Below are 15956 nucleotides of genomic sequence, written 5' to 3' on the forward strand. Positions count from 1 at the left end.
ATGCCCGCGTTCCCATGCGCGTTGTCATTCGCCTGACCTGGGTTGTGGAACGCCGATGGCTATATGAGCGATGGGAGGCGTTTTATGACAATCGAAACTCTATCTGAGGACACAATCCGCAGCCTCGCGGCCCAATTCAGTACACTGCCGGAAGCCATTCAAGCAGCAACCGGCATGTATCTGCCGCCCGAGAAATCACCGGCTTTCTATGAAGGTTACGTCAATGCAATCGTGATGCTGGCGCGAATGGTCAAGGAAATGGAGGGGACCGTCAATACGGAGGTGCTGATGGCGCTGGCGGGCAAAGCGGCGCAGTTGCGCCAGGCGCTGGTTGACGAAGAAACCGACATTGCATGGCTTGATCGCATTGATGCGTGGCTCGATGCCAACGTGCGCTCAGAGGTCGCCAGAACGCATTAGGACAGTGCGGCGCAAGCGAGCGATAAGCTAACGCTCTAGTCTGCAACCTTGCGCTTTGCTCAACGCGCGGCGAGAGAAGAGAAAGGAAATCTGAAGGTGGACAAGGCACGGGTCACGTCAAGCAGCGGTCATCAGTTACGCACCCTGGTGGTGCGTCAACCGCGCCGGCCCTCGCGTCATGCTGATGCGTGGTCGGCGGCCTGGCGATGGGCGCTGCGATTGATTCCCCGCCCATTTAAACGACTGGCCGTGTGGATGACGCAACCGCGTGTGCTGGTGCCATTGGCCGTTGTCCTGTTCGGACTGATCGGCGTCGCCGCTTATTACACGGTGCAGTTCTCACGCGAGATCGACGCCCGCCTCGAAGCCGGTTTCTTCGATCATTCGGTCGGCATCTTCACCGCGCCTTTCAAAGTTTCAGTCGGCAACCGCATGTCGCTTGATGAACTGGCAAGCTATCTCGACGGCGCCGGCTATCAGCGTAACGCCCAGGGCAACCTGAGCGGCGACACGCGCGCTTACAGCATCAACGGCAACGTCATTGAAATTCACCCCGACCCGGCAACGGCGCAAGAGATGGGCGTGACGCCTATGCGCGCGGAGATTGGCAAAGACAACCGCATCGTGGCGCTCACGAATGCGCAAGGCGGCGTGCGATTGAAATCCGCCTTCATCGAAGGCGAGCCGCTGGCCAATCTGCGCGATGGCGACCGCCGCAAGCAGATCGCCGTGCAGTTTGCTGACGTCCCGGCATCTCTGCGCGACGCCGTCGTCGCCATCGAAGACCGCCGCTTCTTCACACACAGCGGCGTCGATTATCGCGGCATCGCCCGCGCGCTGTGGGCCGATGTGCATCACGGCGGCATGGTGCAGGGCGGCTCGACGCTGACCCAGCAATTGATTAAGAACGCCTTCCTGACCAGCGACCGCACCCTCGCCCGCAAGGTCAAAGAAGCGATGATGGCGCTCATTCTCGAATCGCGGTTGTCGAAAGAAGAGATCTTCACGCTCTACTGCAACAACGTCTACCTCGGACAGAGCAGCACGTTCGCCGTGCATGGCTTCGCGCAGGCGGCAAAGGTTTATTTCGACAAGAGCCTCAACGAGCTGACGCTCAGCGAAAGCGCCCTGCTCGCCGGGCTGATCCACGCGCCGAACCGTTACGCCACCACCCGCAACCTGCAACTCGCCGTCGAGCGCCGTAACAATGTGCTGGATGCAATGGCCGACACCGGCGCGATCACCAGCGAGCAGGCCGAAACGGCCAAGCGTGAAAGCTTGCAGATCAAGAAGCAGGAGCCGCGCGAAGATTATGGCGGCAGTTATTTCATCGATTACGTCGAGCGTTTTCTCGACCAGCGTTATGGCTCAAATGGCGAATCAGCCGCGCGCCGCGTCGTCACGACCATGGACCCGCGCCTGCAACGCGCCGCTCACGATGCCGTAGTCAAACACACAGCCCGGCTTGATCGCGTCATCCATCGCCCGGCGCGCAAAGGCGAAGAGGTCAAACCTGTGCAGGCGGCGCTCGTCGCGCTCGACGCGCACACGGGCGAAGTCCTGGCGATGATCGGCGGGCGCAACTACGACGAGAGCCAGTTGAACCGTGCCACCGATGCGCGTCGCCAGCCCGGCTCGACCTTTAAGCCGATTGTCTATGCCACGGCGCTCAGTAACCGTTATTACACGCCGATATCGCTGCTCTCGGACCGCCCGCAAACTTTCACTTATGACGGAGGCCGCGCCGAATACACGCCGGCAAACTATCACGGCGGCTTCACGAACCGCGACGTGACGCTGCGCGAGGCGCTGGCGCGCTCAATGAATGTGCCGGCAGTCGAGCTGGCGTTGAATGTTGGGCTCGGCAACGTCACGGAAACCGCAAAGAGCTGTGGACTTGATGTGCCGCACGTCTACCCTTCGCTGGCCCTCGGCACCAACGAAGCGACGCCGCTGGAGATGGCCGGCGCCTACATCGCGTTTGCCAATGGCGGGACGGCGCTGCGCCCCATTCCCGTCAAGACGATTCGCAGCAATAGCGACCGGCAGGCGAACGTTGCGGCGACCAGCGAGCGCGCCTTCTCGCCGCAGGTCGCTTACCTGTTGACGAGCATGATGGAATCGGTTGTCGAGCAGGGGACGGCGGCCAGCCTGCGCGGCTACGGCTTGCCCGGTGCCATCGCCGGTAAGACCGGCACTTCGAATGATGGCTGGTTCGTCGGCTACACCCCAAATCTGGTTTGCGCCGTCTGGGTAGGCTGCGACGACAACACGGACCTCGGCATGAAGGCGTCAGAGACGGCGCTGCCTTTGTGGGCTGATTTCGTCAAAGAGGCGCTGGCGATCAGGCCAGAGCTTGGCGGCGACAACTTCACGCGACCATCGGGAATCGTCGAAGCCGAGGTCGATCCAACGACAGGGTTGCGCGCCACCGCCGAATGCGCCGAGCGCCGCACAGAGATTTTTATTTCAGGCACCGAGCCGATCAACGACTGCACCCACGGGGCGATGGTCGCCGATGCCGGCACGGACCCTTTATCGCCTGACTCCATGAACGAGAACGAGCAGACAACCGGCTTGACGCTTGAGATTTGCGCCGACAGCGGAATGCTATCCTCATCGGCATGCCCGCACACGCTGCGGAGAACTTTTGCGGCGGGTAGCGAGCCGAGTGAGATTTGTAGTATGGAACACGAAAGGCAAGCGCCGCGCCCGGCGGCTGACGACTCCGCGGTCGCCCCCAACGAGCCCCCGCCATTGATTACCGAGCCTGAGATGAGAAGCAGCTTGCCGCCTGCGCCGCGCCCGCGCCGCCCGGCGCCGAAACCCGCCTGGCCACCGCGGAATTAATGCACCGCTTTTCTGAGGCCGACAAGCGCCAGCACGCCCGATTCACCACTGACGACTTCCGAAGCGATCAAGCCGCGCTCGTCAACCAGCACTGCCGATGGCGTGCCGCTGGCGCCAAACCGTTGGCCGACCGCGAAGTCACTATCCAGCACGACCGGTGATTGCAGGCCCGCGGCGCGATTCGCTTCGATTGAGCCTTTCGAGACAACCAGCAATCGCGGCGCGTGCGGCGGCGGGTTGGCTTCGATGCGCTTCAGCTCGCCGGCCATCTTTTCGCAGAACGTACAATCGGGGCTCCAGAAAACCACCAGCGTGCGCTCGCCTTTGAAATCATCGAGCTTCACCAGCGTTCCATTGAGATCAGGCAGCGCCAGCGGCGGCGCCGGCTGGCCGATTTGCATGGCCGATTCGCTCGGCTGCCCATTGCCGTTCATCTCAACGCGCCGCGCGGCGAGGTTCGAGCCTGTGGCGGTGACGGCCTGAACGATCAAGCGGCGAATCGCGTCGCTGCCGCTGGCAAGCCGACTGGCGATGCTGCCATCGGCTTTGACGATCAAAACCGCGGGCGTCCAGCGGGCTTCGTACGCGGTTGAAACCTCAGAGCCGCTTTGCAACAGCACCGTGCCGGCATCGGCGAACTTCTGCTGATTCTCTTCGCGACTGCCTGAGCTGATGAAAGCGAAGGTCATCAGCTCGCCGTACTGCTGTTGCCAGCGAGCGACGTCCGGCAGCATCGCCGCGCACGGCCCGCAGGTCGGGCTGACAAAGAACAAGGCCAACGGCAGATTGGCGCGCAACAGATCAGCAAGTGTCACCACCTGCCCATCAAGGTCCGAGAGTTGAAACGGAGGAGCCGGCGCGCCAACCGGCAAGCCGCCCGATGGCAGCGCCACATCCTGACGCACGACGGGCTCATCATCTTCAAAAGGAACGTGCGCTTCGGCCAGTGCCGCAAGCAGCCGCTCGTTTTGACCTAGCAAGCGCACGAGCAGTGCAACGGCCACGGCAAGCAACACAACGGCGGCCATGCCTATCCCGACGAGCGCGCGTTCGCCGATTGTTAGTTCTTTAAGCCATGCAATCGCGCTCAGGCTGACGGTCGAATGCGGGCTCAGCGCCAGCAGCGCGGCGAGCGCGACGAGCAAGAGATTACGCAAGAGCGTGCCGCGACCAATCGGCCCCGCTGTCAACTGCCCGAAGCAGTGACAATCGGGAGTGCGCCCGCGCCACAGGTTGATGGCCATAGTCGCCGTAAACGCCGCGAGCAACACAAGCGCCGCTACGCCACCCCACCACGCCGTGGTCGCCGGCAGCAACAGCGTGGCAATTGAAAGCTCGACCACAGGGACGATCCATGCGAGCAGCGGCGCGGTCGCCTGCGGCAAGCCGAGGTCTGTGACGGCGCGCTCAGCGCCGCGCCGGTCCATCAGCTTGGCCACCGCAGCGACCGCGAAAACGGCGGCCAGCAATAATCTCACAGCCAGCAAAATCACCGTGCGACTTTACCACTTCTGCAATGCGTGATGGAAGATAAACACAGAGACACGGAGACATGGAGGCACAGAGCATTCTCCGTGTCTCCGTGTCTCCGTGTCTCTGTGTTTAATTCTCCCTTTCCCTTGCCCTGTGGTCGGCGGTTCATTACGATAGCGCCTTTGACTTATGAAGACCGCCCTCGATCTCCGCACAGACTCGCGAGCCTCACGGCGGTGGGGCCTGATTGTCTTCGGGCTTTTCGCCCTGCCGGCGCTTGCGGCCATCTGGTGTGTGCCTGATTTCGTCACCCAGGATGGGCCGCTGCACCTGCTCAACGCCCACATCACCCTGGAATTGCTCAAGCAGCCCGCGGCCTTCAATCACCTCTACGTGGTGCGCTGGTATCCGCTGCCTTACTGGGCGGCGCATTTGATTCTGACCGGCCTGCTGTCGCTGGTTTCCGAGCGCATCGCCGACCGCACGCTGTTGACCTTGACCTCGCTCGGACTGGCGGCGGTGCTGGTGTGGCTGCGGTGGCGCGTCGCCGGCTGGCAAGGCATGGCACTGGCTGCGCCGCTGGCGCTGACGCTGTCGCTCAACATGCTCTGGCTGCTCGGCCTCTACAGCTTCCTGCTCGGCGCTTCAGTGATGTTCATTACGCTCGGCCTCTGGTGGGCATGGCGCGACCGGATGAGCCTGAAGCCGGCGCTCTGGCTGGCGCTGCTGCTGGTCATCGGTTATCTGAGCCACCTGGTCAGCCTCGGCCTGACGGTGATGGCGCTGGTCGTGCTGGCGCTGGCGACGCCGGGCGCGAACCGGCGGCGGCTCGGCTGGACGGCAGCCAGCTTGTTGCCGCTCGCGCCGCTGGCAGTGATTTATCACCGGCTGATGCAGGCCGGCGGCGACATTCAGGCTGCCTGGTATGGCATGGATAGCTGGTTTTCGCCCCTCTCGTGGCTCGATCATGCGCGGAGCGTTGACTTCCTGGCGATCCACGCCGATTACGACTGCCTGCCGTTTTCGCTGACGCGAACCGGATGGTTTGCTCTTGTCGGGCCGAGCCAGATTGTGCAGGCGGTTATCATCATTCTGCTGATTGTGACCTTCTTCACAATGCGCCGGGGCGAAGGGCACGAACGGCGCGGCTGGCTGATTCTCGCCTTGCTGTTGTTTGCCGTCGCCTTCTTCGGCCCCGACAGTTTCGGCGAAGCGCACGGCAGCATCTTGCGCGAGCGCGTCCTGCTGATGGCGATGGCGGCAAGCATTCCGGCGATGAACTGGCGCAACCGCCGCCCACTTATTTCGGCCTGCGGCATGGCATTAATGGTCGCCGCCGCGCTGCAAGTCGCTTTCGTCTGGGAATACGCGCTCTACTCGAACCGCGTGGTGAAGGATTTCATGCAGGCCAGGCCGTTTGTCGGCACCGGCCAGCGCGTCGAAGCGATTCAGATAGACACCAACGGCCCCTACCGCGCCAACCCGCTGCACAACCTATCGAGCACGCTCGGCATCGGCACCGGCAATGTGGTCTGGAACAACTACGGCCCGTGTCTCTATTACTTCCCTGTGCGCTTCACCGACACAGAGAGCAGCCAGCGGGCAATGGACTTGAGCGGCGCCGGCATCTTTTGCTTTAAGCTCTATGACGAGAGCGAGCATCTGCTCTGGTATGAAAAGCTACTATCCGAATCGCGCCAGCAGATTGATGCGCTGATCGTCGTCGGCGCGCACAGCGAAGTTGACCGCATCAACGCCGAGTGGTACGGGCCGGAGCCGGTCTTTCAAAGCGGCGCGGTGCGCGTCTTCCGCCGCGCGACCGGGCGCTAGACTTCCATAGAGGTGCTTCTCGAAACATTGGCGAGTGTCGAAAGCTGCGCGCTATCGGCGCGACTGATGACGCTGAAATGGCTGTTGGCTTCCAGCACCACGGCTTCGACTTCGTCGAGCGACGACAAGCCGTAGCCGCGCGCGGCGGCGAGGATTTCGACTTCGTGGACGTGTTCGTGGTTCATCACTTCCTTGAGGAACTCGCCGCGATAAAAGAGCAGCTTCGGCTGCGGCTTGATCAGGCGGCGGACGGTGTGATTGTGAACCGCGCACCATGTGACGATGAACTGCAAGCCGATCAGCACCGCGAATGCCGCCAGGCCATCCAACAGCGTGACCTCTTTGGTGAGGATAGTCTGCGCCAGCACCGAGCCGAGCGCCGTGGTGATGACAAAATCGAACGGGTCCATCAGCGACAGCGTGCGCTTGCCTGACAGCCGCAGAAAAAGGACGACCGCCAGGTAAGCCAGCACGCCCAGGACGAAGACGCGGCCAATCGCCGCCCAACCTTGAAAAAACATCCTCGCTCTACTCCCTCTTGCCGCCGATAGCGGTCTCAAACATAGGCTTCGCCTTTGACGCTTGACCAATTGCAGGCCCCAACAAAGGCTTTTCAACTGCAACTCGTGTGCAGTTGTGAAGGCGGTTTAAGTAAAGCGAGGAAGGGCCGGTGCGCCGGCGGGCGGTTTCAAGCAAAGCGTAGAAAATGCTGAAAAATGGCGAGTTTTGTCGCCCCTGTGGCGCGATCAGTAGCCATCGAGCTTGCGATGATCCCACGACACGACGCGCTCGACTTCGATACACACGGCGACGCGCTTGCGGCCCATGTGCGCGACCAGCGGGCGCGTCTCGTCGGTGAGCGGGCCGTTGTAGCGCCCGTAGACACTTTCGCCGACTTTCATCACTGTCTCGGCATCGCGATAGACCGTGGCGCGGCCCGTAATCATCACGCCGCGCAAGGTGGCGTAGGTCGTGCCGTCTTCGACCATCAGCGTGATGCGGTCGTCGCGTTCGAGATTGCGCACCTTCTGCGACTTCCCGTACGTCCAGAAAGCCGGCTTGCCGTCGAGGAAGCCGTACCACATCGCCACCAGATGCGGGCAGCCGTCGCGGCCATTTGTCGCCACACTCATCGTGTGGCGCTCGTTGAGGAACGCGGCGACTTCCGCATCGGTCATCTCAATCTGTTTGCGCTTTGACATCGTTTCACTTTGCGGTGACTTCCAGCACGGTCGTCTTTAACGTCGCAGAGCTTGGGCCGACCATCACATCGAACCGCCCGGGCTCGACGACGCGCTTCATGTCGCGGCCCCAGAACCACAGCTTGTCGGGCGTGATGGCAAACGTCACCGTCTTGGTCTCGCCCGGCTGCAAGCGGATGCGCTCGAAGCCGCGCAGCTCTTTCACGGGCCGCGTCACCGAGCTGACCTGATCGTGAATGTACATCTCAACGATCTCGTCGCCGGCAACCTTGCCGGTGTTGGTGACCTCGACGCTCACGGTCGTCTGCCCGCCCGCCGCGATGTGCGGCGCGGCCAGCTTCGGCTCTCCGTACTTGAATGTCGTGTAGCTCAGGCCATAGCCGAACGGGAAGAGCGGCGTCTTGTCGGCGAAGAGGTAGCCACGCCGCGCCGTCGGCTTCTGGTAATAGTAGATCGGCAGTTGTCCGACCGAGCGCGCCACAGACACCGGCAGCTTGCCGCCCGGATTGACATCGCCAAACAGCACATCGGCCACCGCCGTGCCGCCTTCCTGGCCGAGATACCAGCCTTGCAGAATCGCCGGCACCTGCTCGGCGATGTAAGTCACGGCCAGCGGTCGCCCGCCCATCAGCAAGACGACGACCGGCTTGCCCGTCGCCAGAACCGCTTTCACCAGATCGTCCTGCTGGCCGAGCAACTGTAGGCTGTCGCGGTCGCCCAGATGATTCTCGGCCCATGCTTCTCTGGCCGTTGATTCGTTCTCGCCCAGCACCAGCACGACGACATCGGCGGCGCGCGCCACCGGCACGGCATCGGCAATGCGTTTGGCATTCAACGCGGGGTCGGCGGGCACGACCTTGTCGGCGTTCCAGTCGGCTTCGCTCTCGGTGATGCGGCAGCCTTCGGCAAAGGTCACTTTGGTAGCGTTGCCGACCTTGTCCTTGATGCCTTGCAGGACGCTGGTGCCGCGCCCCGGATCATCGCTGTAGCCGCCGAGGTGCAGCTTCTCGGCGTTTGGGCCGATGACGGCAATCGTCTTGATCCGGTTGCGGTCGAGCGGCAGCAGGCTGTTCTGATTCTTCAGCAGGATGATTGACTTGTGAGCGGCTTCCAGAGCCAGTTTCTGGTGCTCGGCGTTGTTGGTGATCTGCTCGGCATAAGCCGGATCTGTGTACGGGTCATCGAAGAGGCCGGCGAGAAACTTGGCGCGCAAGGTTCGCGCTACCGTGCGGTCGAGCGTCGCTTCAGAGATGTGCCCGGCCTTCAGCTCTTTCACCAGCATGCCGTAAACATCGATGTCGGGCAGTTCCAGGTCAACGCCGGCTTCGAGCGCCTGCTTCGCCGCTTCTTCTTTGCTGGCGGCGACGTGGTGGCGAGCCTCAAGCTCGGCGACCGCGAAATAATCCGACACGATGAAGCCTTGAAAGCCCCACTCTTTTCTCAGCACGTCGTCCAGCAGCCAGTGATTGGCGTGCGACGGCACGCCGTCAATCTCGTTATAAGAAGCCATCACGCTCATGGCATGGGCTTCGGTGATGGCGGCTTCAAAGGGGACGAGAAAAGCGTCGCGCAAGACGCGCTCGGAATAATTGGCCGGGCCGATGTTGGTGCCGCCTTCGGGCTGGCCGTGCGCCGCAAAATGTTTCGCGGTGGCAAAGATGTGCGCCTTATCAATGCCCGGCCCGCGGCCTTGAAAGCCGTTGATGCAGGCGACGCCGATGCGCGACACCAGGTAAGGGTCTTCGCCGTAGGTCTCTTCGCTGCGGCCCCAGCGCGGCTCGCGCGCCAGGTCAAGCACAGGCGTCAAGGCTTGCTGGCCGCCGCGCGCCCGCACTTCGGCAGCCGTCGCCGCAAAGATGCGCTCGACCAGATCCGTATCCCACGAGCTGGCCAGGGCGATGGGCTGCGGATAGCTGGTGCCTTTCGGCGCGGCGTGGCCGTGCAGGCATTCTTCGTGAAACATCACGGGGATGCCGAGCCGCGTGTTCTCGATCACCCACTTCTGAATGGCATTGGTGAACTCGGCCATCTCGCGCGGGCCTTTCTTCTCGCTCGGTCGAGTGATCTGCCCCATGCCGTTTTTCAGCACATTTCTGGCCTTTTCGGGCGAGAAATTGCCGCGGTCGTCCATGATGAGCGATTTCATTTTCCAGAGCGCCTGGGTCTGCGCGACCTTCTCTTCAATCGTCATGCGCTTGAGCAGGTCGGCGACGCGCTGCTCGACCGACAGGCGCGGGTTCTTATAATCCGGCTGCTTCTCTTGCGACGGCGCGTCGTGAGCCAGCGACAGCCCGAGCGCCATCGTCATCAACAATGCGACAGTCAGCGCCATGTGAGCGCGAAGGTTCCTAATCAGTCTCATTCAGATCGACCTCGTTTTGTAAATCAGCTTACGTTGCTGCTCGCCCGAGGAATGATGCCATGAAACCGCGCTGCTTGACGGCGCACACAAGCCTGACCCACTCGACGCCTCGCATCGGCGCGAGCCCGCGTCGCGGGATGGCTTTCAAGATGGCGTGTGTTGCGCAAGTCTTTGGTGAACAGCTTCCCCCGGCTGCATCGCTCGGAAATATACGCGCTCGGCAGCGTGCGGGCAACCGGATTATTCCGGGCGCCGGGGCGGGCGCGCTCCAGATTAAAATGCTTAATCGCCGGTATTGTGAGTTGACCTCCAAATTAATTTGTGAATAATAGCTCTCATCACAACGGGTACTCGGGCATTTCCTCAACGTCAGGCTTCACGCTTGGAGTCGCCAAATATGGCCGCAGAAGAGAAAAAACTTGAGCTGGAACTAGAGAAGCAGCCCTCGGAGCGTAGGAAGGAAATCAATGGGATCATTACTACCGAAACCGGTTTGATTGGCACGATTCTGGGAATATGGTATGCGTCGATACCTTCTGCTGTAAAATATATCGGCGTCGGAGTCATAACATTTTTTGTAATTCTAATCGGTTATCGGGCTCTCCGAAACCCGACCGCCACCTATAAAAAAATCCACACTTGGTTTGATAATCTGCGGCCCTTGTTTGTGGTGATTGGCCTGGGGCTGATTATTCTCATCTACTTCAATGTGCGGCAAAGTCTCCATCAGATAGATGGAATTTCCGAAAATGATCATAAGAAACTCGAAGATATTTACAACCTGGGTCAACAAATTCATGAGGCTGTCCAGCCATCGGAAAAAATTTCTCGCATTCTTTTCAACAAGGCGCCGGGCGGCCTCTATAACTCGTGGGATAATAATTCCCTGTTGCAGCACTATATCCAGGTGGAAGGCGAAATAGGGACTTCGATGTGGGTCTATGATCCAGACGGCGCGGCGCACTTTTCTTATCACGTTAATAAAGGGATCAGACAGAATGACGCCAACGCCAGTTCCGGCGGTTACTTGACATTCTACAGTAGTCCTTGTGATCGGCTGACCTACCATGAGTTCAGCTTCGCCTGCAAGGCGGAGGTGGCAAAGGGAGAGTGCTACCCGGACGTTGGCATACGCCTGGCCGTCGACGACCCCAGGAATCCCTATATCCCGAACCGGGAACGGGTGACCTACGAAATTTCTTCGTTGAACGAGTACTACAAGGGCAAACTCCATATCGATGAGAATTGGCATACTTTCACGGTTAATCTGGGCGATTTTCAACAGATGCGTTACCAATTTGTGGAAGGGCTTGATGGCAACGCCCTCAATAAAATTGTTTTCTTTGTGAGCAATAACCAGGTCATTAAATGCCCGAAGGGTAAATTGTGGTTCCGGGATGTAAAGTTCAGCTCAGGTAAGCCATAAAGCGCGCGGCGCATTCTGCGGTAAGCAGTTCAGGCGTGCCGGCGCAAATCGCCGGCTTGCAACACAGGAGAATCTTGATGAAAAAACCGCATCTCTGGTTGAGCGTTCTTGGACTCTGGCTGCTGGCGGTGGTACTCGGACAGCGCGCTTTGCTGGCCTTGTTATTTGAGCCTCTCTCAATTCCCGGATTCATCTCGCTCGTCTTCTTTCTGGCGTGGATTAACTTCGCCTGGCTTTACGGCATCTATCAACTCGCGGCCACGGTCTTTGCGGCGATCACGCCGCGCCTCAACCCTCGCCACGCGCGGCCTGCACCGCATGAGTCCGACATCGCCGTTCTCTACACCACGATGAACGACTTTTCGGAAGCCGCCGCCCGCTCCTGCGTCAACCTGAGTTACCCGCAGTTTCATGTTTTCTTGTTAGACGATAGCACGGAGCCGCAAGAAAGGTCGCGAGTCGACGAATTTCATCGCCGCTTTCCGCACCTCACCACCGTGATGCGCAGGCCGAATCTTCACGGGTTCAAGGCCGGAAATCTAAACCACGCGCTCGAACTCATCGCCGACCGGTATGAATTCTTTGTCGTCTGTGATGCGGATGGCGTCTTGCCTGCCGATTTTCTCGGCCGCGCCATCGCCTATTTCACCAATGAGCAGGTGGGCTTCGTGCAAGCCCGGCAGCGGGTCGTTAGGTCAGACCGCAACACGGCGTTCGCAAATGAACTGGCCGCTAGCGTCGAGATTTATTGGCAGCGCATCGTTCCCGCGACGCAGCATTTCGGCTTCGTCATCTTTCATGGACATGGAGGAATGATTCGGACAAGCGTCTGGCAGAAGGTGGGCGGCTTCCCGACCGTCGTGGCCGAAGACCTGGCCTTCTCGACGCGCGCTCGCCAGGAAGGCTATGTCGGCCTACTCGCCGACGATCTGGTTTGCGAGGAGGAGTTCCCATCCTCCTACGAGGCGTTTGCAAGGCGCCAGCTCAAGTACACGCGCGGGGCGCTCGAACACCTGGCCAAAGACATGCCTGCCTTTCTGCTCTCTGCAAGAATCACCTGGGTTGAAAAACTGGATCGACTGCTGGCCAGTCTGGCGATGGTGTCGGCGTTTCCCTTCTTCCTCTTCCTGATGAACTTCACGCTGGTGCTTCCCTTCATCTTTTCGGCGCCCTCCAGCCGGCTCGGCGGACCATTCGCGCGTCTCATGTCGGTTTGGGGGCTGCTCAGGATCGACACGGATCAGGTGCCGATCCTCACCTGGCCCTTTATCGTCATGACCGTTATCGCCCTCTTCGGGCCGCTCGCCCCGGCAGCCTGCCATCTCTGGAAGCGCCCGGCGGAACTCGCTCGGTACATCGCCACTTCCATAGCGATTCACCTATCGCTCATCCTGAGCCAGTTCTGGGAGATGCTCTTGCTGGCGACGACCGGCAGAAACGCCTTTCCTGTCACCGGAGATCGAGCCGCCAGTCAGCCAAGCCGTGAAGAGCGGCGCGCCGCTGACCGCTTCAGGCAGAATGCGCCGGGGTTATTAGGCCTGGCGATTCTGTTTATGGCAGCCATCGTTTCAGCCAACGTCGGAGTGCTGCCGGTCTGTTTCGCTCTGGCTGCGGGGGTGGCGATCAATCAATGGGGATGGGAGCATTCGCTGGCGCGCATAACCGTGCTCCTGCCGCTGACCATTATCATTCTGCTAATCATCTTTGCGACGGATACGGCCATCGCCGCCTCCGGCTCATCCATTATCGCGGCGCTCTCCGGCTTTTAGCCGAGCCCTGCCGGCCTTGCAAAATCCACCGGCTGATTGCCGACACCAAGAGCTTGCCTGTTGCTTGCGGCTATGCTTACATTGCCCTTGCCATTATAAACCGGAGGGAAGCAAATGCCAGCGCGTAGCCCGCATGAGATGCACGATCTGTTCAGCAAACATTTTCTCGCCAAAGACGCCGACGCCATCCTGGCGCTCTACGAGCCCGACGCCGCCTTTATGCCGCAGCCCGGCCTGATCGTCAACGGCCACGCCGCGATCCGCGAAGCCCTTGGCGGCTTTCTGGCGCTCAATGCCGAATTCAGTATGCAGCCCGGAAACATCATCGAGGCCGGCGACCTTGCGCTGATCATCTCGAAGTGGACCTTGAAAGGCACAGACCCCACCGGCGCGGCGGTTGATCTGGCGGGGCAGACGGCAGATGTCGCGCGCCGCCAGGCCGACGGCTCCTGGCTGTTCGTCATCGATAACCCTTACGGCATGTAAGCGGCGGGACATTCGTCGAGCCCTTCGCACGCGCCGCAATTCGGGCCGTGATGGTCGTCGCGGCTCACCTGTGGGCATTCGTGTGGGTAACGGCTTACGGGTCTTTGCGCACATACGGCTTGCGCGCGAGGATAGCTGCCAGGTCTTCCTCCATCGTCTTGGCGGAGGGGGTTTCGATGATGCGCCCGATCTCGTGGCCATCGCGCTCGACGATCACGGTCGGAACTTTCTTGATGTCGTTCTGCTTGACGAACTCAGCGGGCTCGACAAACTTGTTGGCGATGCCGACCAGCTTGATCTTGATGTGCTTGTTATGGGCTTCGTGCAGCGCCCGCAGCAACTGCGGCACATAATGTTTGCTGTCGCCGCACCAAGTGCCGGCGGCGATGATGACGGTGGTGTCCGGCTTGTTCTGCTTGAGCGCCGCCACCGACGGCGCGTCGGGCTGATACTTGTTCATCAAGGTCCGCCAGATCGGCACGTCGTCCCAGATATTGGCTTCGCTCAGATTGCCCACCAGCCCTTTATGCCGCATGACCAGATAGGCTTTGCCGTTCAAGTCGAAGGTGTAGGTGGTGTCATCGACAGCGGTGAGCGGGCCGGCGATGTCGGCCACGGCGCGCGCGTCGGAAGTCGCCGTGGTGCGGTCGGCGGCAACCTGCCATGCGGATTTCGGCACCGTGCCGACCATATTGATATCCAGATCAAGCTCGATGACGCGGTCGAGGCTTGGCACCACCAGCGCCATGCGTTTGGGAGTTTCCGAATAAAAGACTTGAATCGCCCGATCCACCTGACCGGCGACGTAAACGTCGCGCGTCGCATCGGTCCACTTGATCGTCGAGCCCTGCTCCTGCCCGCGCCCCACCGCGCAGGCCATCAGCAAGACGAATAGAAACCATTTGCACTTCGACATTCTCACCTCCGCCCTTCAACAGCCTCGCAAACAACCCGGCACATGAATTTCCGCTGACTCTTCATCTTGCCATGAGAGTTTACCTGCCGTCATCTTTTCCGAGATAGGATGGAGATATTGGGCGAGAAGGCGCGCGCCATAAACAGGAAAAGGCGTAAGTCGAAGTCACGCTGGAAAATGACTCCGGCCCACGCCCTCCGTTGATCTCATCTGCAATGAGGGTGCCAGGCCAATTCCGCGGCTAACCATTGGAAAACCGCGTACCGCCCGCCGCGCGTCGGGTAAAACTCCGCGCCCGCCGCGAAGAATTCCACAGCCCGACGACCCATCACCCACTACGTTACAACGGTCGCAAGGTCAGGGTGATGAAGACCAGAAAGACCAGCGAGTAGACGATCTCGGTCATGCCGACGCGCTTGAGGTTGATCCGCTCCGTAGGCTTCGCCAGGTGCCAGAACGAACGGCCCAGCACCGGCGCAAAGGCCAGCAGCACGAGCAGGCTGAGATTGCTGGTAACGCCTGCGATCACCAGCCCCGCCAGCAGTGCCGTGTGATAGAGCGCACAGCGCCACCACGACTGCCGCCGCTGCTCTTGCTTGCGCCGGTTCAGCCAGTGGACGCGCAGCTTGACATAAAAGACGCTGCTCGTGAAATAGAGCGCGCACAGCGCCCACAGCCACAGCGCCGCCGCGTCCCACGCGCCGCACGCCACATAATAGGTTGACGGCGCGGTCAGCGTCAGTCCGAGGATCGCCATGACCTCGCCAGCAATCGTGCGGTCTTCGCGGCGCGTCGCCTGTTCGGCATTATAAAAGAGCAGCCCGGCGGTCGCCGCTGCCATCGGGATCAGCCAGTAGAGCTTGTAGACCAGGATGAGCGGCGCACCGCTCGTCCCTGCGAGCAGCGCGTAAATCACCAGGCTTTTGAAGGCCTGCGGCTGCGGCTGGCCGCGGCGCCGCCCGCGCCACCACGCGAGCAGCGATTCGCGGGCGATGAACAGAAACGTCGTCGAGAAGAATAACCAGACGACGCGCAGGTTGAAGCTCGCCGCGACCAGCGCCCCCGCGACCAGCGGCACATAGAGCATAGCCCACGCGCCATGCTCTCTCGGCAGTCGCAGCGCCGAGCGAATCTTTCGCTTCGGCGTCGGACGCGCCGGCGGCGCTAGGGCCGCGTTCAAGATTAATTCAGGTTTTATGATGTCCATAATCGTTTCCCGTTC

General features: G+C 60.8%; 12 protein-coding genes. 6 read left to right on the forward strand and 6 right to left on the reverse strand.

The window, feature by feature from the left end:
* The first annotated feature begins 84 nt into the window (after nucleotides 1–84).
* Together VJ464_28545 and VJ464_28550 are read left to right on the forward strand one after the other, a co-directional pair.
* On the forward strand, nucleotides 85–420 hold the full coding sequence (locus tag VJ464_28545) for a hypothetical protein (protein HKQ09106.1): 336 nt from the start codon (nucleotides 85–87) through the stop codon (nucleotides 418–420).
* Nucleotides 421–516: 96 nt separating this feature from the next.
* A complete protein-coding gene (locus VJ464_28550; protein ID HKQ09107.1) occupies nucleotides 517–3270 on the forward strand; it encodes a PBP1A family penicillin-binding protein in 2754 nt (917 codons plus the stop codon).
* Here VJ464_28550 and VJ464_28555 read toward each other — a convergent pair.
* Nucleotides 3267–4763: a MauE/DoxX family redox-associated membrane protein gene (locus VJ464_28555; protein HKQ09108.1), complete on the reverse strand. Its 1497-nt coding sequence runs from the start codon at nucleotides 4761–4763 to the stop codon at nucleotides 3267–3269. The two genes, VJ464_28550 and VJ464_28555, sit on opposite strands and share 4 nt — an antisense overlap.
* 169 nt (nucleotides 4764–4932) lie before the next feature.
* On the opposite strand from VJ464_28555, the gene VJ464_28560 reads away from it, so the two are divergent.
* Nucleotides 4933–6573 carry a hypothetical protein gene (locus tag VJ464_28560; protein ID HKQ09109.1) on the forward strand — a complete coding sequence of 547 codons (1641 nt, stop codon included), beginning with the start codon at nucleotides 4933–4935 and terminating at the stop codon, nucleotides 6571–6573.
* Here the strand turns inward: VJ464_28560 and VJ464_28565 are convergent.
* The 3 genes from VJ464_28565 to VJ464_28575 all read right to left on the reverse strand — a co-directional run bounded on the left by VJ464_28565 (nucleotide 6570) and on the right by VJ464_28575 (nucleotide 10137).
* Complete coding sequence (locus tag VJ464_28565; GenBank protein HKQ09110.1) at nucleotides 6570–7094, reverse strand: YetF domain-containing protein; 525 nt, start codon at nucleotides 7092–7094, stop codon at nucleotides 6570–6572. The genes VJ464_28560 and VJ464_28565 overlap by 4 nt on opposite strands.
* 225 nt (nucleotides 7095–7319) lie before the next feature.
* Entirely contained in the window at nucleotides 7320–7775 is a 456-nt protein-coding gene (locus tag VJ464_28570) for a TIGR03618 family F420-dependent PPOX class oxidoreductase (GenBank protein ID HKQ09111.1), read from the reverse strand.
* A 4-nt stretch (nucleotides 7776–7779) separates the two neighbouring features.
* Nucleotides 7780–10137, reverse strand: coding sequence for a glycoside hydrolase family 3 N-terminal domain-containing protein (locus VJ464_28575; protein ID HKQ09112.1), 2358 nt, complete (start codon nucleotides 10135–10137; stop codon nucleotides 7780–7782).
* Nucleotides 10138–10534: 397 nt separating this feature from the next.
* On the opposite strand from VJ464_28575, the gene VJ464_28580 reads away from it, so the two are divergent.
* From VJ464_28580 to VJ464_28590, 3 genes are all read left to right on the forward strand, one after another.
* The gene (locus VJ464_28580; GenBank protein HKQ09113.1) at nucleotides 10535–11563 is read left to right on the forward strand and encodes a hypothetical protein; all 1029 of its coding nucleotides are present in this window, start codon (nucleotides 10535–10537) and stop codon (nucleotides 11561–11563) included.
* A gap of 77 nt (nucleotides 11564–11640) precedes the next feature.
* Nucleotides 11641–13332, forward strand: a complete 1692-nt coding sequence (locus VJ464_28585; GenBank protein HKQ09114.1) for a glycosyltransferase — start codon at nucleotides 11641–11643, stop codon at nucleotides 13330–13332.
* A gap of 114 nt (nucleotides 13333–13446) precedes the next feature.
* Complete coding sequence (locus tag VJ464_28590) at nucleotides 13447–13818, forward strand: nuclear transport factor 2 family protein (protein HKQ09115.1); 372 nt, start codon at nucleotides 13447–13449, stop codon at nucleotides 13816–13818.
* Nucleotides 13819–13912: 94 nt separating this feature from the next.
* Here the strand turns inward: VJ464_28590 and VJ464_28595 are convergent, their stop codons facing one another.
* Both VJ464_28595 and VJ464_28600 read right to left on the reverse strand, forming a co-directional pair.
* Nucleotides 13913–14734, reverse strand: coding sequence for a thioredoxin family protein (locus VJ464_28595; protein ID HKQ09116.1), 822 nt, complete (start codon nucleotides 14732–14734; stop codon nucleotides 13913–13915).
* Nucleotides 14735–15074: 340 nt separating this feature from the next.
* Nucleotides 15075–15941 carry a YwiC-like family protein gene (locus VJ464_28600; GenBank protein ID HKQ09117.1) on the reverse strand — a complete coding sequence of 289 codons (867 nt, stop codon included), beginning with the start codon at nucleotides 15939–15941 and terminating at the stop codon, nucleotides 15075–15077.
* Nucleotides 15942–15956: the final 15 nt, after the last annotated feature.

The organism is Blastocatellia bacterium (genome assembly GCA_035275065.1).
GTDB lineage: Bacteria > Acidobacteriota > Blastocatellia > UBA7656 > UBA7656 > DATENM01.

Coding starts and splice junctions, on each gene's coding strand:
- VJ464_28560 (HKQ09109.1), top strand. CDS start 4,933: ATGAAGACCGCCCTCGATCTCCGCACAGACTCGCGAGCCTCACGGCGG.
- VJ464_28595 (HKQ09116.1), bottom strand. CDS start 14,734: ATGTCGAAGTGCAAATGGTTTCTATTCGTCTTGCTGATGGCCTGCGCG.
- VJ464_28565 (HKQ09110.1), bottom strand. CDS start 7,094: ATGTTTTTTCAAGGTTGGGCGGCGATTGGCCGCGTCTTCGTCCTGGGC.
- VJ464_28600 (HKQ09117.1), bottom strand. CDS start 15,941: ATGGACATCATAAAACCTGAATTAATCTTGAACGCGGCCCTAGCGCCG.
- VJ464_28570 (HKQ09111.1), bottom strand. CDS start 7,775: ATGTCAAAGCGCAAACAGATTGAGATGACCGATGCGGAAGTCGCCGCG.
- VJ464_28575 (HKQ09112.1), bottom strand. CDS start 10,137: ATGAGACTGATTAGGAACCTTCGCGCTCACATGGCGCTGACTGTCGCA.
- VJ464_28580 (HKQ09113.1), top strand. CDS start 10,535: ATGGCCGCAGAAGAGAAAAAACTTGAGCTGGAACTAGAGAAGCAGCCC.
- VJ464_28545 (HKQ09106.1), top strand. CDS start 85: ATGACAATCGAAACTCTATCTGAGGACACAATCCGCAGCCTCGCGGCC.
- VJ464_28590 (HKQ09115.1), top strand. CDS start 13,447: ATGCCAGCGCGTAGCCCGCATGAGATGCACGATCTGTTCAGCAAACAT.
- VJ464_28585 (HKQ09114.1), top strand. CDS start 11,641: ATGAAAAAACCGCATCTCTGGTTGAGCGTTCTTGGACTCTGGCTGCTG.